Annotated in this window: 19 protein-coding genes and 2 pseudogenes; 16 read left to right on the top strand and 5 right to left on the bottom strand. The window is 41.6% G+C overall.

Annotated features, from left to right (window positions below; translation table 11 throughout):
• The coding region (locus IM479_RS17400) for a transposase (protein WP_287699510.1) at positions 1-215 on the top strand (215 nt) is incomplete at its 5' end.
• A gap of 147 nt (positions 216-362) precedes the next feature.
• Here the strand turns inward: IM479_RS17400 and petE are convergent.
• Positions 363-740, bottom strand: coding sequence for a plastocyanin (petE, locus tag IM479_RS17395; RefSeq protein ID WP_287686460.1), 378 nt, complete (start codon positions 738-740; stop codon positions 363-365).
• 192 nt (positions 741-932) lie between these two features.
• Between petE and petJ the strand changes: the two genes are divergently transcribed.
• The 9 genes and pseudogenes from petJ to IM479_RS17350 all read left to right on the top strand — a co-directional run bounded on the left by petJ (position 933) and on the right by IM479_RS17350 (position 8,865).
• Entirely contained in the window at positions 933-1,253 is a 321-nt protein-coding gene (gene petJ / locus IM479_RS17390; RefSeq protein ID WP_002796336.1) for a cytochrome c6 PetJ, read from the top strand.
• Between the two features lie 116 nt (positions 1,254-1,369).
• Entirely contained in the window at positions 1,370-3,049 is a 1,680-nt protein-coding gene (locus tag IM479_RS17385; RefSeq protein WP_287686458.1) for a DUF3352 domain-containing protein, read from the top strand.
• A gap of 256 nt (positions 3,050-3,305) precedes the next feature.
• Positions 3,306-3,551, top strand: a pseudogene (locus tag IM479_RS17380) (hypothetical protein); the annotation flags it as partial.
• A 64-nt stretch (positions 3,552-3,615) separates the two neighbouring features.
• Entirely contained in the window at positions 3,616-4,860 is a 1,245-nt protein-coding gene (locus IM479_RS17375) for a DNA cytosine methyltransferase (RefSeq protein WP_158198651.1), read from the top strand.
• Positions 4,833-5,807, top strand: a complete 975-nt coding sequence (locus tag IM479_RS17370; RefSeq protein ID WP_287686457.1) for a Bpu10I family restriction endonuclease — start codon at positions 4,833-4,835, stop codon at positions 5,805-5,807. The genes IM479_RS17375 and IM479_RS17370 overlap by 28 nt, the downstream gene beginning before the upstream one ends.
• Before the next feature lie 29 nt (positions 5,808-5,836).
• Positions 5,837-6,343: pseudogene (locus tag IM479_RS17365) on the top strand (type ISP restriction/modification enzyme); the annotation flags it as partial.
• Between the two features lie 450 nt (positions 6,344-6,793).
• Positions 6,794-8,005, top strand: a complete 1,212-nt coding sequence (locus IM479_RS17360) for a tetratricopeptide repeat protein (RefSeq protein WP_287686456.1) — start codon at positions 6,794-6,796, stop codon at positions 8,003-8,005.
• A gap of 228 nt (positions 8,006-8,233) precedes the next feature.
• Positions 8,234-8,527 carry a nucleotidyltransferase family protein gene (locus tag IM479_RS17355; protein ID WP_002733639.1) on the top strand — a complete coding sequence of 98 codons (294 nt, stop codon included), beginning with the start codon at positions 8,234-8,236 and terminating at the stop codon, positions 8,525-8,527.
• Positions 8,524-8,865: a HepT-like ribonuclease domain-containing protein gene (locus tag IM479_RS17350; protein ID WP_287077362.1), complete on the top strand. Its 342-nt coding sequence runs from the start codon at positions 8,524-8,526 to the stop codon at positions 8,863-8,865. Before IM479_RS17355 ends, IM479_RS17350 begins: the two co-directional genes overlap by 4 nt.
• A gap of 315 nt (positions 8,866-9,180) precedes the next feature.
• On the opposite strand, the gene IM479_RS17345 is transcribed toward IM479_RS17350, so the two are convergent.
• Positions 9,181-9,768 carry a Uma2 family endonuclease gene (locus IM479_RS17345; protein ID WP_287686454.1) on the bottom strand — a complete coding sequence of 196 codons (588 nt, stop codon included), beginning with the start codon at positions 9,766-9,768 and terminating at the stop codon, positions 9,181-9,183.
• A 339-nt stretch (positions 9,769-10,107) separates the two neighbouring features.
• On the opposite strand from IM479_RS17345, the gene IM479_RS17340 reads away from it, so the two are divergent.
• Complete coding sequence (locus IM479_RS17340) at positions 10,108-10,299, top strand: type II toxin-antitoxin system HicB family antitoxin (protein WP_286826429.1); 192 nt, start codon at positions 10,108-10,110, stop codon at positions 10,297-10,299.
• A complete protein-coding gene (locus tag IM479_RS17335) occupies positions 10,296-10,478 on the top strand; it encodes a type II toxin-antitoxin system HicA family toxin (protein ID WP_287686452.1) in 183 nt (60 codons plus the stop codon). The genes IM479_RS17340 and IM479_RS17335 overlap by 4 nt, the downstream gene beginning before the upstream one ends.
• A gap of 398 nt (positions 10,479-10,876) precedes the next feature.
• On the opposite strand, the gene IM479_RS17330 is transcribed toward IM479_RS17335, so the two are convergent.
• The 3 genes from IM479_RS17330 to IM479_RS17320 form a co-directional block, all read right to left on the bottom strand.
• Positions 10,877-11,995, bottom strand: a complete 1,119-nt coding sequence (locus tag IM479_RS17330) for a glycosyltransferase family 4 protein (RefSeq protein WP_286826428.1) — start codon at positions 11,993-11,995, stop codon at positions 10,877-10,879.
• Positions 11,996-12,076: 81 nt separating this feature from the next.
• Positions 12,077-13,303, bottom strand: a complete 1,227-nt coding sequence (locus IM479_RS17325) for a glycosyltransferase family 4 protein (RefSeq protein ID WP_287686450.1) — start codon at positions 13,301-13,303, stop codon at positions 12,077-12,079.
• Positions 13,300-13,959 carry a D-glycero-alpha-D-manno-heptose-1,7-bisphosphate 7-phosphatase gene (locus tag IM479_RS17320; protein WP_287675211.1) on the bottom strand — a complete coding sequence of 220 codons (660 nt, stop codon included), beginning with the start codon at positions 13,957-13,959 and terminating at the stop codon, positions 13,300-13,302. Before IM479_RS17320 ends, IM479_RS17325 begins: the two co-directional genes overlap by 4 nt.
• Before the next feature lie 702 nt (positions 13,960-14,661).
• On the opposite strand from IM479_RS17320, the gene IM479_RS17315 reads away from it, so the two are divergent.
• The 4 genes from IM479_RS17315 to IM479_RS17300 all read left to right on the top strand — a co-directional run bounded on the left by IM479_RS17315 (position 14,662) and on the right by IM479_RS17300 (position 17,489).
• The gene (locus IM479_RS17315) at positions 14,662-15,297 is read left to right on the top strand and encodes a D-sedoheptulose-7-phosphate isomerase (RefSeq protein WP_287686449.1); all 636 of its coding nucleotides are present in this window, start codon (positions 14,662-14,664) and stop codon (positions 15,295-15,297) included.
• A 37-nt stretch (positions 15,298-15,334) separates the two neighbouring features.
• On the top strand, positions 15,335-16,360 hold the full coding sequence (locus IM479_RS17310; RefSeq protein ID WP_287077673.1) for a GHMP family kinase ATP-binding protein: 1,026 nt from the start codon (positions 15,335-15,337) through the stop codon (positions 16,358-16,360).
• Between the two features lie 92 nt (positions 16,361-16,452).
• Complete coding sequence (locus IM479_RS17305) at positions 16,453-17,166, top strand: nucleotidyltransferase family protein (protein WP_287686447.1); 714 nt, start codon at positions 16,453-16,455, stop codon at positions 17,164-17,166.
• Between the two features lie 77 nt (positions 17,167-17,243).
• On the top strand, positions 17,244-17,489 hold the full coding sequence (locus tag IM479_RS17300; RefSeq protein ID WP_287686445.1) for a hypothetical protein: 246 nt from the start codon (positions 17,244-17,246) through the stop codon (positions 17,487-17,489).
• The last annotated feature ends 1,014 nt before the right edge of the window (positions 17,490-18,503 follow it).

Here is an 18,503-nt window from a genome sequence, read left to right as displayed (position 1 = left end):
GGTTGGCAAAATCCTCCAGTGTTTTTACCAAGAGTTGTCAAACAATCCGAAACTGGTTTGGAGAAATCATTAGTTATTTCGAGCGAAGAACAACGAATGGGGTGGTCGAGGGAATCAATGATAAACTTAAACTAATAAAACGAAGAGGCTATGGCTTTAGAAACTTTCGGAATTTTTGGGTTAGAAGTATGTTGTCTTGGCATCTTGTCTGTTGATTTAGCATAAAGAGTAACGAAGAGCCCATAAGACAAACTGAAGAACCTCACTGATTACTGATTACTGATAACTGAAAAGTCTTCATAATTACCAAAAAACAACCCGCGGCAGTTAACCGCGAGTTATTTTTGGTTAAAATCGGATCATTACTGAACGGTAATCGTTCCGACCATACCGGCGCCGCGATGGGGTTCGCAGTAGTAGGTGTAAGTACCCGGTTCGCTGAAAGTGCTTTCAAAGGACTCACCAGCGGAAAAAGCCAGACCTTTGTGGGATAATTTGCTGGCTTGAGCTTCGGGAACTTTGGTGCTATCGAAAACTATGTTATGGGGAGAAAGTTTGTTATTGACCCATTTCACCGTATCTCCTGCTTTAATAGTCAGGGTGGGGGGATCAAATTGTAGTGTACCCGCATCACCGCCCATCTTAACCGTGAAGGTTTCCGCGGCAGCGGCGGCAGTGTTGAAGAAGAAGCTAGAGACGACTAGCACCACGGTAGCGAGCAATAAACCTAATTTTTTCATGCTTGTTAATCCTTTACACGAGGGAAGATGACAAGTTTGACAGCCTGTCTTTTGACAAAAAAGTAAAAGTTTGCTTTTAACTGTCCCATGAATTAATTCTACACCAAGTTTGACAGCTTGTCTTTTGACAAGAAAACCGTTTTTTTCTGACGATGGTTGGGGAATTTCTTGAGAAATAGAGGAGAACCTATCGTGAAAAGATTATTAATTTCCCTGTGCTTGCTCTTGGCTGTGGTTACATTCGGTATGGCTCGTCCCGCTTTAGCTGATGGGGCTTCGATTTTCAGTGCTAACTGTGCTTCCTGCCACATGGGGGGTAAAAACGTGGTTAATGCCGCTAAAACCCTGAAAAAAGAAGATTTAGTTAAATACGGCAAAGATTCCGTTGAAGCTATCGTTACCCAAGTTACCAAAGGTATGGGGGCGATGCCTGCTTTCGGTGGTCGTCTCAGCGCTGAAGATATCGAAACTGTAGCTAATTATGTCCTCGCTCAAGCGGAAAAAGGCTGGTAAAAATTAGTTATCGGTGGCGAGTTATCGGTTGTCAGTCTGGTAAGAATTGTAGCGATCGAAATTCTTGGGTCATCTGCTGGCTTAAAATAGCTAATGGTTCATCTCGGGGCAAGGTTGTGAAATTGCGATCGTTTTTCTATCTTTTAGGTGCGACGGTAATCATTCTCCTAGGAGTCGCTACAGCCAGTTTTGCTTGGATTCTCGCCGATAGTCCTCTGTCTTTGCTTAAAGGTGGAGTAATGCGGGAACCGACGGCGGCGATTTTTGTGCCGAAACAGGCCCCGGTTATGGTATCCTTGTTGGTCAATCCCGAACGTTTGGAGTCTTTTGGTCAATTAATCGCTACACCGGCTAATCGACGACGTTCCCACCAAGAAATTAAGGATTTAGAAAAAACTCTCCTCGGTAAAACGGGATTGAATTATCAAAAGGAAATCAAACCCTGGTTAGGGGAGGAAATTACCCTCGCTGTTACTTCCCTAGATTTCGATCGCAATACCGATAATGGTATCCAACCGGGTTATCTTTTGGCAATTCAAAGTAAAAATAGTGAAAGTGCTAAGGAATTTCTGCAAGCTTCCTACTCAAAACAGGCAGTTTCAGGCAAATTTGACCTAGTTTTTGAAACCTACAAGGGAATTAACCTTATTTATCAACGTCCCTTGACCACAGGAGATAATAATCGTTTTCTCGCTAGTGCCGTGGTCGGGGATACGGTGCTTTTTGCCAATAATATCAAGGTTTTGCGCGAGGCCCTCAATAACGTGCAAGTACCGGATTTAAACCTAAAAAATAGCCCCGATTACCAAGAAGCAATAAAAAATATCACTGAACCGCGTATAGCTATCGTTTACAGCAATTTACCCACGTTATCGGCTTGGATCGCCAATCAACCCGTCCCGGAGAGTCCCGAAGCAAAACAACGATTAGCCACGGCTTTTACCATCAAATCTAGGGGAATAGTCGCTCAAACCGCCTTAATTGGGGTCTTAGGACAGGATAACCAAGCACCAATTTTATCTAGTCCCGTGGGAGCATTATCTTTTATCAGCGAAAATAGCCTTTTAGTCGCCGCTAGTCGCGATTTAAATCGTTTTTGGACTCAGGTAGAGGAGGGGTTAGAAGCAGATAGTCCCCTACAGGAATTAATAACACAGGTCTTAAACCGCTTCCAGTCGCCTTTAGGTTTAAATTTGCCTGAAGACGTTTTTAGCTGGGTTAGAGGCGAATATAGCCTCGCTCTCGTGCCTAACTCAAGAGGGATGGAACCCGATAGTGTTTTTCTAGGGGAACGGGTGATGGGGGTGGATGTGGACAGTGCGATCGCTCATTTGGACGAGTTGGCCCGCAGTCGCGGCTATAATGTGGTTAATCTGCCTTTACTCGATCGATCGGTGACAGCTTGGACAAAGTTAACCACGGCGGTCCCAGGGGGAAAAGCGCAACTAGAGATGATCGTGACGGGAGTGCATACGAGAGTAGATAATTATGAAATTATCGCTAGTTCTGTGGAAGCGATGGGATTAGCTTTATCTGCACAGAAAAACCCGATTTTAAGCAGTGGTAAGTTTCGACAGGCAATTACTGCTTTACCCGCAGAAAATGATGGTTATTTTTACGTCGATTGGCGACAATTGCAACCAGTGATCGAGGCAAAATTCCCGATCGTGCGGGTGTTAGAATTGTCGATTAAGCCTTTATTTAATAATCTGCGTTCTCTTACCATTAGCAGCCAAGGTAGTGATAATTCCGTGCGTCGGGGAACGATTTTCTTTAACTTGGGAGTGAAGTCTTAATCAGTTATCAATTACTGAAGGTAAGAGGCAACCCCCCAATCCCTCCCGACATCGGGGAGCAAAAAAAAGGGGGGACGGGAGAGGGGAGTCTGATTGACTGCCACGAATAAAGAAAAATGGTATCACTGGAAATACCCACGCTGATCACAAAATTGGCCAATTGTCAATAGTTTTTGAGATGCGCTCACCCTGTGAGATTTTTCTAGCTTTTTCGGGAATAATAAAGATAATCACCTCAATCTCTAATTTTTCTGCTATGTCTCGTCTCCTCATCCAGCAATACTATAGCGAAGTCGATAAAATTATTCAATTTGGAGGCAGTAAAAAAGAAACTTCTTTAAGGGTTGCTTTCCAGAATCTTTTAAATGAATACTGTAAAACCCGTGATTTTTTCTTAATCCCGGAATTAGATTATCGCAACAAGTCAGGAAAGTTGGTTTATCCCGATGGTACAGTCAAAGATGCTTTAAGATTAGACTGGGGTTACTGGGAAAGTAAGGAAAATTTGAAGAGGATTAGTAGTTGAACCACACAATCATCTCATCTGTTGACAAAAGTTAAATTATATGTTCATACAACAACCAATAGCAATTGATATATTTGCTGGAGCCGGTGGGTTCGGACTAGGATTTAAAATGGCAGGTTATTCAGTGCCGTTAGCACTGGAAATAGATGCTTGGGCTTGTGATACTTTGCGTTACAATCATCCTAAAATGCTAGTTCTTCAACATGATATTCGTGATTATTGTACTGAAGATAGTGTCAAGAAAGTGTGTATTTTTAAACCAGACGTTATTATTGGTGGTCCACCCTGTCAAGGATTCAGTATTGCTGGTCCGGCACATAAAGATCCTCAGGATCCGAGGAATAGTTTGTTTTTAGAGTTTGCTCGTTGGATAGATTACCTAAAACCGAAAGCTTTCATTATAGAGAATGTCAAAGGAATTTTATCTCGCAAAAATAGCGACAATTTAAAAGTTATAGACATTATACAAAGCACCTTTATTGAGCTTGGTTATTTTGTAGAGGTATGGTTAATAAATGCGCTTAATTATGGCGTTCCTCAGTCCAGAGAAAGAGTTTTTATTGTGGGAAATACCAGTGGAAAAAAGATTGGAATCCCCACTATTAGTCATTCGTTAAAGTTATACAATGATAGAGGTAATCGACAACTTTCCTTGTTAGAAACAGAGACCTTAAATCCTGCTATTAATCTCTGGGATGCTATCTCAGATTTACCTTTATTAAATGCGAGAGAAGGACAAGAAGAACAGTCGTATATTTGTGACCCTCAAAACAGCTATCAAACATGGATAAGGGATAATAGTGATGTATTATATAATCATGTAGCTATGGAACATTCAGCAAGACTTGTTGAACGTTTTAAACATATTAAATGGGGAGAATCTAGTTCTGATGTACCCCAAGAACATAAACCTAGACGAAGAAGTAGCAATGGGGAGTTATCTTCCCATTGCTATGATCAAAATAATCGTCGTTTAAATCCCTACGAACCATCTCATACAATTACAGCTTCATTTTATGCTAATTTTCTGCATCCTTTCCAAAATCGTAATTTAACTGCTCGTGAGGGTGCGCGATTACAATCTTTTCCCGATCAATACCGTTTTCTTGGCAAAAAAACCGTGGTTTCTCAAAAGTTATTACATAGAGAAAAAAGATTTGACGAAAAATTCCTTTGTCAGTACAATCAAATAGGTAATGCTGTACCACCTCTCCTCGCTCGTTCCATAGCATTACATATTAAAGAAAAGTTAAATTTATGTCCAAAACCAGTAGAAATCCTCTAGTTCACGGTTCTAATCTTGAACAAAAGGAAAACCACCCTCAAAAGTATAAAGATGCTGAAAGTAAGCGATTTCTTGGTGAAATACGAGAAAAATATGATCAGTGGTGTCGCATTAATTATAAATTAGTCGGACCGACTTCAATAGCAACAGAGCGAGACAATAAAATTTTGCAAAGACGAGTTAAACTGCTGTCAATTTATAAAGATTTTATCGATCAACAACACTACGCAGAAAAATTTGACTCTCGTTCCAATCTTCATTCAACGGTACTTGAGGAATTTTTGTACTATTTATTTAAAGATTTAATTGGTGATTTTGGTGAGAATACTTTAATTGGTAAATCACACACTTTCAAAGACATTTTCTTTGTCCCTCCCAGTTATTCAGAAATGCTCAAGCGTCCTTACGCTCGTATTGAGAAAAAGGATCATGATTTTGTTATCGGTACAACAATTAAAGCATCTCTAGAATCATCTTATCCCCTGGCACAAAATAATCCGACAGAGCAGTTATCATCTTTTTCACCAAAAGATGATCCAGATAGTTATTCTGAGGTGAAAATCACCAATAATACTGAAACACATATTTTCGATCTGCCAGTGATTGTTATCGAATGCAAAACTTATTTAGATAAAACTATGCTGGAAGGTTCTTCACGAGCGGCAGAAGACTTAAAAGCACGCAATCCTAATAGTTTATATATTGTAGTGATGGAATGGATTAAACTATCAGATGATGTCAATTTAAGGAAATATAAAGTCGATCAGATTTATGTACTTCGTCAACAAAGAAATACTGATCGCGAATTACGATATAAAGAAAATTATGTCAAAAATTCAATTAATCCTCTAGTTATACAACACCTTTTTAATGCAGTAAGAGAACATTTAACAATGGATTGGACTGGTGGAATTGAACATGGCATTCAGAGAGGTTGGTTAATTTAACTAACCATTCTCACCGCTTATTCTTGGCATTCTGCTATACCTATGCAGTCCTTCATCATCCAGCATATCGCAGTAAATACGAATTAAATCTCAAGCGAGAATTTCCTCGTATTCCCTTGTATGAAAACTTTCCACAATGGGTAAACTGGGGAGAAAAATTAATCCATCTGCATATCAACTATGAAACCGTCAATCCCTATCCGTTAACCCGCGTTGATATTCCCCCTAGCAAAGATAATCCCACCCCAAAACTGAAAGCAGATAAACCCGCAGGAAAAATAATTCTTGATGATGTCACCACCCTCGAAAAAATCCCCGCAACTGCTTGGGAATATAAACTCGGTAATCGTTGCGCGTTAGAATGGATATTGGATCAATACAAAGAAAAGAAACCCAAAGATAAAACCATCGCAGAGAAATTTAATAGTTATCGTTTTGTAAATTATAAAGACAAAGTTATTGACTTATTGACTCGTGTGTGTACTGTTAGTGTTGAGACAATGGCAATTATCGAGGAGATGGAAAACCTCGGATGACTTTTTGTTGGGTTTCCTTGGCTGAACCCAACCTACGTTCATCTTATATTTAATTCCACCCACCTACCTAGTACAATTCCTCGGCAAAATTAAAGTCGATCCCGTGTTTTTAGATATTGATGTTGTTCTTTAGTTCATCTCACTCAATAAAGAACAATTTATTTTTGTAGTCTAGATTCTAATGATAATTTTTATTTTTTTTGGGCAAAAAAGCCCTGACAACTGAGGCAAATTAATTGGACATCGCTAATCGTCGGGGATTTGCCTACCATATTGCATCGAAAAAAACAAGTATTTTTCACTAAATGACAACAAAGCACTCCCGATTGCGGTACTTTTTCCCTTTGTATCCGAAACAAAAAAAATTGCTCGCCCTATTCTGCATATTTCCAAAAAAGCAGCCGATAAAATTAAGTAAAACTTCAAATCATCCCCACCGAGGAACTAGCCATGAAATCCTTTGCCCTTCTTGCCACCGTTAGCCTAATCAGCCTTTCCACCCTCGCGACTGTTCGCCCCGTCATGGCGCTAGAGAGCCGACAACCAGCCGAAACCCAGATCGCTCAAGGGAACAATCAAGACGCGATCGGCCACTATAACCGGGGAGTTGGCTACATCCAACAGGAAAAATACGATCTCGCCCTCGCTGAATTCACCAAAGCGATCAACATTGATCCCCGATACGCCGAGGCTTACCTCAATCGGGGGTTTCTTTACGAACAACAGGAGAAACCCGACCTCGCCCTGTCCGATTACAATCAGGCGATCAACATTAATCCCCGATTGGCCGAAGCTTACAACAATCGCGGGTTTCTTTACGGCGTACAGGGAAAACCCGACCGCGCCCTGTCCGATTTCAATCAGGCGATCAACATTAATCCCCGATTAGCTCTGGCTTACAGCAATCGCGGGCTTCTTTACAAAGAACAGGAGAAACCCGACCTCGCCCTCGCTGAATTCAACAAAGCGCTCAACATTAATCCCCGATTGGCCGAAGCTTACAACGGTCGCGGGCTTCTTTACTACGAACAGGGAAAACCCGACCGCGCCCTGTCCGATTACAATCAGGCGCTCAACATTAATCCCCGATTAGCTCTGGCTTACAACAATCGCGGGCTTCTTTACTACGAACAGGGGAAACCCGACCGCGCCCTGTCCGATTACAATCAGGCGATCAACATTAATCCCCGATTCGCCGAAGCTTACAACAATCGAGGGTTTCTTTACCTACAACAGGGAAAACCCGACCTCGCCCTCGCTGAATTCAACAAAGCGCTCAACATTAATCCCCGATTCGCCGAAGCTTACAACAATCGAGGGTTTCTTTACTACCAACAGGGGAAATCCGACCTCGCCCTGTCCGATCACAATCAGGCGATCAACATTAATCCCCGATTGGCCGAAGCTTACAACAATCGCGGGTTTCTTTACGCCGAACAGGGAAAACCCGACCTCGCCCTGTCCGATTTCAATCAGGCGATCAACATTAATCCCCGATTAGCTATGGCTTACAGCAATCGCGGGGTTCTTTATTACTATCGACTAGAAAGGGAAAAAGCGATCAGAGATTTGCGACAAGCCGCCGAACTGTTCCGCCAGCAAGGAAACGCGGCGTTATATGAAGCGGTTATGGAACTCCTACGGGAATTAGGCGCGGTCTAGTCCTTTTTGTTGGGTTGAGCGAATCAATAGGTTAAAGAAAACCTCTCAATTTTAGGGGGAAAGCGAAACCCAACACCTAAATCCGTCTGAATCGGCGATCGCTTCTCATGGCTTTTTGTTGGGTTTCCTTGGGTCAATCCAACCGACGATAATTGTTATCAGTATTTAGTTTTTTCTAGTCTAGTCTGTTAATTGTTCATTAAAAACCTTCGGGATGGATGTTATTTTATGACCCTAAAACAACTCATACAAGACAAACGAGAGGATATCCTAAAAATTGCCACCAAACATGGTGCTTTTAATGTGCGTGTATTTGGTTCCGTTGCTAGAGGTGAGGAAACCGAAAATAGTGATATTGATTTTTTAATTGATTATGATTTAGCTAAAACATCCCCTTGGTTTCCCGGTGGATTATTAGTTGATTTAGAGGATCTCTTAGGGTGTAAAGTGGATGTAGTAACTGAAAAAAGCCTTCATCATCTAATTAAACAGCGAATCTTAAAGGAGGCAATTAAGTTATGAATGAAGATCAAGTTTATCTTGGATACATTTTAGACTGTATTGATAAAATTCAGGAGTATTCCCAAGGAGGAAAACAGGAGTTTTTTGCTAATTCAATGATGAGCGATGCTATCATTGGACGCTTACAAACTTTGGCAGAATCAACTCAACGGCTTTCGGAGGAATTAAAGGCAAATATTCCCGATGTTGACTGGCGTAATATTTCTGGTTTTAGGAATATTTTAGTACATGATTATTTAGGGGGAATTGACCTTAATACAGTTTGGGATGTGGTAGAGAATTATTTGGATAATTTAAGAGAACAGATTTTAAGGCATCTAGAATCAGTCAATACTTAATCAAAGTCTAATTTCGTAGGTTTGGTTGAGCGAATCAATGGGTTAAAGAAAACCTCTCAATTTTAAGGGAAAGCGAAACCCAACAGCCAACACCTAAATCTGTCTGAATCAGCGCTCGCTATTCCCCTCCTCTCATTGCTTTTTGTGGGGTTTCCTTGGGTCAATCCAACCTAGGATAATTGTCATGATTACTATAGGATTTGAAAAGGGCGATCGCTATTTTGATCATCTTATTTTTTTCTTGGGTTTCCTTCTTGATCTTGAGAATCGCAATATCAACTGATTTTGGTAGATAATTGAGATGGGATTTAATCATTATTCTTCACTTAAAGTAAAATCAATTCGTTGATAAATATCCAGCAATGAGATTTGAAAATCCACAGAATACAACCTTAAAACATCATTCTCTGATTCATAAACTTTAAATAACCATTCTCCATTATTTTGTTGATAAAATTGTTCAACATAACAACGGTATTGATCGATCAAAATATACTCCTTAAAGTCAGGAATTGAGCGATAAAATTTAAACTTATCAGTGCGGTCATAATCTCTAGTTGATTTCGATAAAACCTCGACAATAATTAACGCATTAGTTACAGTATTTGTGCCTTTTCCTTCATATAATGGTTGGCCTTTAATCACCATTACATCAGGATAAGTATAAAAGCGATATATTGGCATCCATAACCGTACATCACTCATAAAAGCCCAATAATCTTCATTGTTAATCTTAGTCGGAAAATTTTTATAAAAATTACCAGCAATTAGATTATGATTGGTTGTTGCTCCCGTCATAGGAATAATTTCTCCATCCAGATATTCATTTTTGTATTCTGCTGTTTCTTCTAACTGACAATATTCTTCAGGTGTGTAATACCGTTTTTCGATTTGAACTTGCATACTAACCTACCTTATCTTGGTTAAATTCCCATTCAATAGCAACTTTAATATTAGCTTGTGCTGAACCTTTTGTCACTAAAGATATCCCCGTTAATCTGTCTGAATTAGCGAGCGCCGCTTTGGTAAGCTAAACGGCGCTTAACCTGCATGATCCAATAGCTATAACCCTTTTGGAGTCTATATCGGTGATCCGAAGTAAAAGCCGTTTAGCTTAGGCTGCATTAACGAATTGTCAGGCGGCAATCTCCCCGCTAATAAAGCTGATCGTGGCTTGGGAGCAATTCAGTTATAATAGGGGTCAACTTAATATCTTTAGCAACGCAGAATGAGGATTTCACCATGAAGATTCCATATACATATTGGAAAGAATCAGATGGGATGTTCTTGGGCTATTTGAATGAATTTCCAGATCATTGGACCCAAGGTGTTGACTTAGAAGAATTAATCGAAAACTTGGTCGATCTCTACAGAACATTTACTACTGAAGAAATCCCCGGAATCAAGAGAGTTGCAGAGTTTGAACTCGCATGAAAAGACATGATTTAATTGCACAATTAGAGCAAGCGAGCTGCTATTTGATTAGACGTGGAGGGAAACACGATATTGACCATAATCCAGATACTGGAAAAACAGAACCAATTCCCAGACATCGAGAAATTAATGAGCGATTGGCTAAAAAGATTATCAAAAGTCTTACAGGAGACAGATAAATTCACAGTGCCAATTAGGGTCTGCGGCAAAAAGTTTTTCGTGGGGCAGGGTGTGGGGTGTGGGGTGTAGGGTTTTACCGATTTTCATCTGCTCAATTACCTAATTTTCAGGGAAAAAGTGCCTAAATTTCGCCCCAATTCCTCCAATGGCTGGCACTTTTTCATTTCAAAAAAGCCTAAAGATATTATCCAACAAGGTTTTTAGATTTATTCAGTAAACCCCAATTAAACAACACTACAAGGAAGCAAAGGAGCTATGGAAAATTGATTACTGTAGGATTTAAAAAAGGACGGTCACTCTTACAGCAAGATTTCTAGTGCCAAAGTGAACCCCAGAACCATATCCTCCCCGCTTCAAATTGCGTTGGCAGGATAATGAGTCACCAAAAAGCTCTAGACTACAATTTTGGCAATAATCGGTCGTAGGATTGGATCATTCTTTCGTAAGTAAAGCGAGTGGCATTGATAAAACCTTTTTGCCTCAAATCTTCCAGGCGATCGGGAGCGAGAAGATTTTCTGCAATAATAGTAGCGGCGGCCTCGTGTTCGGTGGGATCGAAGTAAACGGCTGCATCATCAGCGATAACAGTCATGGGGAGACGATTGGAGGTAAAGACGGGACAACCACAGGATTGAGCTTCAATAACGGGAACACCGAATCCTTCCTGAAAGGAGGGAAAAATTAAAGCAGTTGCTAGGCAATAAAAGGCGCGGAGATCCTCATCAGAGACGGTTCCTAATTCGATTACTTGTGCGGACAAGTTATTCTGATTAACAAATTCTCGCATCTCCGGCAGCAAAGGTTTTCCCATCAGGATCAATCGGCAATTTTCCAGACCGGGGAAAGCGATTAACCTCTTGAATATTTTCAGCAATCCCAATCGATTTTTATACCATTGGTCGCCCCCGACATGAATTAGCCAGGGACAATCACTATTAATGTTAAATTTGGCCACTAGATTTACCGCCGCTGCTCTTGTCATCGGACCGTATCCCTCACTCAAGCAATCCTCGATCACTTCCGTTTGTTCGGGGGTAATTTTGGTTAAACGGAGAACATCGGCACGAGTAGCTTCGGAAGAACAGACAACATATTTAGCCTGTTTGAATCCTCGCAAAATCATCGCCTGATACTGTTTTCCCGTCCAACTGGTGGGATTTTCAGGAATTTCTCCTAGGGCGGAACGAATCGCCAGCAGATCGTGACAGATCACAAAATATTTGCAATCTTTTAGATAGGGAGTTAAATAGGATAACGCCTGATCACAAATGCAGACGATATCGGCCCAATCAAGCTGCTGACGTAACTGCACTGGGAAAATAATTAACTTATCAATATACCCTAACCACTTGCCGAGTCCCTGGGGAGAGGATTTTAGTTGACCGAAAATAGGCTGTGCTTGCACTCGCCGAATTTCGTGTCCTTTTTGTCTGAGTCCTTTCTCCACTAAACCGACAAAACGATTGATACTGATCTGCCGATCATTAACGTAATTTCCTACTATTAAAACTTTCATGATTAGGCTCCAAAAAATCAATTTTTATGGCGGTAAAACTCTCAAACAGTCTCGAGGGAAATTCAGGGGTTAAGAACAATATTAGTCCCGCAAAATTTCCTCATACCTTTGTCCCGCTCGCTCCCAGGTGTACTCCGATTCCACCATCGCCCGGCCATTATGGGACAGTTGTTCTCGCAGAGAAGGATCATCGAACAACCTAGCGATCGCTGTAACGTACTCAGCAACGCTATTGGCGCGCAATGCCCTAGGGGGAATTCCCGCTGCTGCCACCGTTAAACCCTCTAAACCGCGATCGCTGGCTACAATCGGAATCCCAGCGGCCATGGATTCTAGGGTTTTGGTCTTGATTCCCAATCCCACCCGCAGGGGAACCACACCAACGGTTCCTCGGTGTAAATATTCCACTGTCGAGGGAACTGTCCCCGTCACGCTCACACCGGGATACTTGGCAAGTTCGAGAACTTCCGGCGCCGGGTTTGCCCCCACTAGGGTTAAAGTGGTATCGGGATATCGCTGTTGAATGACTGGCAAGACTTCTAAAGCAAAAAAACGGGCGGCATCGATATTATGGGTAGAACTCATGGAACCGACAAAGACCAAATTATGACCGCCGGGATCCCGAGGACGATAGGGAAACATGGCTAAATCCACGCCATTAGGCACGATAGCCACCTTTGCTTCTGGTAGAATTTGTAATAATTGTTCGCGATCGTAATCGGTAGTAGCCACTAATTGCGAAAACTTGGCACAGTAACGTTTTTCATACTGATAGAGTAAGGGCAGATAGAGAAAATCCCGCAGCGGATAGGCGGAGGCTCCTCTATCTAAATGATTGCGTGTCCAACCGTACACGGAACTGTGAATATCTACTACTGTTTTGACTCGCTGACGGTATTCCGGCCGGACAAAAATCTCGCTGATACTCTGAGCGCAGAGAATCACATCACATTTTTGCTGCTCGACGTATTCATCTACTCGCTCTTGAATGAGCGGCGAACGATAACTAAGAACACTAGCAGGGGTCATCTGTACTATTCCCTCCAGAAAGCGCCCTGTTTGACCGATTAGTTTTGTCAGTCCCTTGCCTGGAGCGGGAATTTGCCGGGGCGGAAATAAGACAAGATCATCGGTAAAGGTTTTGAGTTCTTCGATCTGAGTTTCCGTGACATTCTCCACCCGACGGGCGAACAGGGTGACATCATGGTTTTGATGAAGACATTTGATCAGGTTAAAAGTTCTCCCCTCGGTTGCCCCGCGACTAGGTGGATAGGGAAAGTTATTGCAAAAAAGGACTAATATTCTCATAATTCTGGTTCGGCAGCGGTTTTTGACAATAATTCTACCGTTTCCTTTAGTTGGCCATACACGGGAATCTCAACTGGGTATTTCTCGATCTCCCCAAGGGTGACTTTTCCTCGCCCTGTTAAGAGCAATACGGGCTGACAACCAGCTTCTAGGGCGCATTCTAGATCACTGGCCGCATCGCCGATAAACAACGAGCCGGCTAAATCGATTCCGTATTGGTGGGCGGCGGCCAGCAGCAGATAGGGGGAGGGTTTGCGGCACAGACAACCTTCGTCGGGATGGTGCGGGCAGATGGCAAGATCGTGAAAATGCACCCCCAATTGTCGGTATTCCTCGATCATGCGCCCGTGAATCGCCGCTAGATCATCCCAAGTGAAATAGCCCCTAGCAAGTCCCGATTGATTGGTAATGATGATCAGCAGATAGCCAGCATCCTGCCACTGTTTTAAGGCAGCCGCTGCCCCGGCGGGAATGCTCACCTGTTCTGGTTTACTCAGGTAGGGGATATAGTCGATAACTACCCCATCTCGATCGAGAAATAAGGCTTTGTTCTTTTTTGCTCTATCTTCGCTTTCGCGGTCAGAATTGCCAGCAGGTGGCGGAGATGGGTATTTGAGGTCGTCGTCATTGACGGAAATTGCGGGGAAAGGATTCATTATGTTGGACTTTTTCGAGTCGGGGACTAGAATTCTCAGTTCTTCTGTCAGAGACGAGAGCTTGAACTGATGGACAGACAAAATTTGCGGTATTGTCGCGATTTGTGCTAGTTTTCTCGGCTAAATTGCTTCTCTTTACTATCTAGATGTCAGAGTATAGCAATCAGGGCATATTATACGCCGTCAGGCCTTTGGACTTTTGATTATAGCAAATAATGGGTTATTTAGGACGCTTTCAATTTTCAAACTCTTATCTGAACAGGGTTTCAGCGATGGATTGTCCTAAGCACCTTGGTCTTTGCTATATATCAGCAGTATTGTCATGAATTGTTAACATTTTGGTCGGGCCAAACAAAAGGCCAAGACTGGCAAGGGTTGAACCCCCCGCTCAGAAATCCCTCGTCTCGGCCAGAATAGATCAAAAGTTTATTTACAAACAAAACAAATTGTGCTAAGGTTGGGGCGTTTGTGGTATATTCCCAGAATAACTGGCAAAAGATCACTCTTTTGACTCGATCGCTCTAGGTTTCTCTAGAACTATCATTGACCTGTTTTTCTTGTCCCGTGATCAATTCTACCGTGCTAGGGTTTTTGTACCCAATTAATGGACAGCGATTCTGGTCTTTTGATACTATTCAATGTAATGACAGGATGATTGAGAGTTAAATTTATTCAACTAATAAAAATTGGAAAATCAAACCTATGCGAATGGTGGAAAAATCAAACAAAAAATTAGATAGTTTCCAGAGCGATCCCTCTCTGTCAATTTTAATCAAGACCGAATTGGAAGAAGCTTATAACCTGAAGAAAACCCTACTAACTGAGACAAAATATCTAGAAAAAATCCAAGAGATTTGCCACGTATGTATCCATGCTTATCGCAACAACCACAAAGTATTAGTCGCCGGTAATGGAGGCAGTGCAGCCGATGCTATCCATTTTGGCGGTGAGCTGCACGGCCGATTTCTCAAAGAAAGACAGTCTTTGCCAGTGCGCGTTCTCAATAGCGATATCGCCAGTTTAACAGCAATCGCTAACGATTATGGTTACGAATATATTTTTAGCCGCCAGATAGAAGCGGAAGGAAACCCTGGCGATGTGTTTATCGGTATTTCCACTTCGGGAAATTCCGCCAATATCCATCAAGCTCTCAAAGTTTGTCAAGCAAAAGGTCTCACTAGCATCGGTTTAACTGGGGCGAAGGGATTAGCTCTAGAGGAAAAAACCGATTATTGTTTGATGATTCCTAGTACCAGTACCCCTCGCATTCAAGAAGGTCATGGTTTTGTTCTCCATACTATTTGTTTAGCGATCGAAGAAGCACTCTTTCCCAACTAAAATCTCCTAGCAAAAAATCAACCGAAACAGCATACCCATGATTATCAGAACCAAAGCTCCTTTAAGATTAGGTTTAGGTGGTGGCGGCACCGATGTCGAGCCTTACTGTAGTCTTTATGGGGGTTACGTTCTCAACGCTACTATCGATCTCTATGCCTACTGTACAGTCACGGAAATTACTGACAAACAAGTCATTTTTGTTGCCGCCGATCGGGGAGAACAACAAATAGAAACCCTTCAGTTTCCTCTCCCCTATAACGGCGTTCTCGATCTGCACAAAGCGGTCTATAATCGTTTGATTAAAGACTTTAATCAAGGGCAACCTTTACCGCTGCAAATCACCACCTTTTCCGATGCGCCGGCCGGTTCGGGATTGGGTTCTTCTTCTACCCTAGCCGTGGCCATAGTTAAAGCCTTTGTGGAACTGTTAAAATTACCCCTAGGCGAGTACGATATCGCCCATTTAGCCTACGAAATTGAACGAATTGACCTAGGCTGGTTGGGGGGTAAACAGGATCAGTACGCTGCCACTTTTGGCGGCTTTAATTTTATGGAATTTTATGAACAAGATCGAGTCATAGTTAATCCTTTGAGAATTAAAAATTGGGTGATCAATGAATTGGAAGTCTCTTTGATTCTCTACTATACAGGCATTTCTCGCTACTCATCTCAAGTCATTGAGGATCAAATTCAGAATGTCCAAGAAAAAAATGAGCAAGCGATCGCCGCTACCCATCAACTCAAAAAAGAGGCAATTCTCTTTAAAGAAGCACTGCTTAAATCAGATTTTATGGGGATAGCAGAAATTCTGAGAACTTCTTGGGAAGCGAAAAAGAAATTATCCAAATTAATTAGTAATCCGCAGATCGATCACATTTATCAGGTAGCTAGGGAAACCGGGGCCTATTCAGGCAAAATATCGGGGGCCGGTGGCGGTGGTTTTATTATCTTTATGGTCGATCCTACCAAGAAAATCGAAGTAACTAAAGCTTTGAAAGCAGCAGGAGGCCAAGTGATTAATTTTCATTTTACTAAATACGGAACCCAAGCATGGACATTATAGCAAACCAAGGATCGACGGGGCAGGATTACCCCTATAACCATAAAAATAGTTTTGAAAAGATTGGCAATAATTAATTTTTTTGAGGTGTATCTATGGACGTAATTATTCTGGCGGGTGGGTTAGGAACCAGGTTGCGATCGGTGATCAACAGTTTACCAAAACCCATGGCTCCCGTTGCCGACAGACCTTTTTTGGAATATCTATTAGATTACCTAATCTCTCAAAAAATTACCAACAAATTTTTAGTTTCTGTGGGCTATGAACATCAGAAAATTATCAATTATTTTGGCGATCAATACAAGGAATACGAGCTAAATTATCTGATAGAAGATACACCCTTGGGAACTGGAGGAGCGATCCGGTTGGCCTTAAATAAAATTGAAACCGAACAAGCATTAATTGTTAACGGAGATACCTTGTTTAATGTCAATTTATCCGCCCTAATTAATTTACATAATCAAAAGAAATCCCTGATAACTGTTGCTCTGAAGCCCCTAACTGACTTCGATCGTTATAATAATGTTCTCCTAGATGATGATCAAAAAATTATCGGGTTTGAATCCAAAAAATATCAAGATAAGGGCTATATTAATGGCGGCATATATTGTGTAGCAAAAAAAATATTGTCTGGCTTTGATCTGCCATCAAAATTTTCTTTTGAGGACGACTTTCTAAAAGTTTATACCGAGAAAATTCCTATCTATGGCCTTATTTCTGACGAATATTTTATTGACATAGGCATACCTCAAGATTACGAAAAAAGTCAACAAGAATTACCCTCTGTCATCTCAAAATTATCCTTTTGAGAGAGTCTTGGTAGTCACCTAAGTTCAGAAAATTTGTGTTTGTATCCTTAAATTATTTCTAAATAAATCCACGAGAGATGCTTGCTAGTTTCAATCAACCGATATTATCTATTGTTAGCCCGACCATCGGAAATTTTTCCGAATATTGGTTACAACAACTTTTATCCGTGCCGGGAAATGTAGAATTTATCTTAGTTTATCCTCCCGGCATAACTGCAGCCTTCATAGCTGACCCACGAGTAAAAATTTTATACAGTCTCTACAAAGGAGAAACACCTCAAAGAGCCTTGGGTTTAATGAACGCTACCGGTCAGTTTAGATGAAGAAAAAATTAAAAGACCTTGACAATCTTCTTCGCAAAATCTTGATTATTCTCCTTTCGATCGAGCTTAAAAAAATTTTTCCCAGTCCTTGACAACTTATGTTAAGTTGATAGTGGCAGTTGCAAGAAATTAACCCCCAGTTCTCACCTAGGAATTGTTAAGATGAGGAATTTTTTCTCGTCGGTTTCTAGTGGGAAGAATGGAGTTGAAGACGATTACCTGTCCAACTCGGTCCGGGTCCCTTGGTAGAGTGACTGACGGATAAGCTCGATCTGTTTGCAGATTTAGCTAGTTTTCTCGTCGCTAGTCATTCAATGATCAATGGGGAAAGATCGAGCCTACCTAATTTTAACTATCTTCTCTCCTCCCTAATCAAACAATGCCTACCATGACCTTAGTGTTACCAATGATGTATTTACTGGTGATCTACCTCTTACTAGCGATCGCCAAAAAAGCTAAAATCAACTCCTAAACTGAAAAAGGCTGACGGCTATAAAACGGGGACAGGCAATTGACGCTCCCGTCGCGCTCAAGCGAGGGATTCTTGATTCACCGATGTGGACTTAGACTAAGTACCTTGCGATTCTCAACCCAGAGGTGGTTCTCTCCTCAAGCGTTAACTTTGGGTGCGCCCCACCCTAGTTGTATTTCTACAAAATTTGCTTTAATTCAAGTGTTAGCTTCAAATACTGCTTTGTCTAGTTCCTGCCAAGATTTTACCTACCTACAGGTAGAAACTAGAACATTAGGTAGAACCCCATATCTTTGATTGTCAAGGTGCAGATAGCGTAGTGATTAGACTACAGGGGTTTTTCAAGCGGTTGTTTACCCTAGCCGCTATACTTATCGAAAATTTGGGTTAAAACCCCGTCCTTTGAGGACGGCTTTAAGCTACAATGGAAAAAGCGATAACCAAGCTAAAAACTGAACCTTGACCACAGATAGTAGGGGGTTTCGTTCAGAAAAGACTTCAAATTCGGCCTTGAACGAGTAAAACTTTCTAGGAAATAAGGT

The sequence above is a fragment of the Microcystis sp. M165S2 genome (assembly GCF_020245885.1).
Taxonomy (GTDB): domain Bacteria; phylum Cyanobacteriota; class Cyanobacteriia; order Cyanobacteriales; family Microcystaceae; genus Microcystis.
This window is presented reverse-complemented; position numbering and strand designations above follow the sequence as displayed.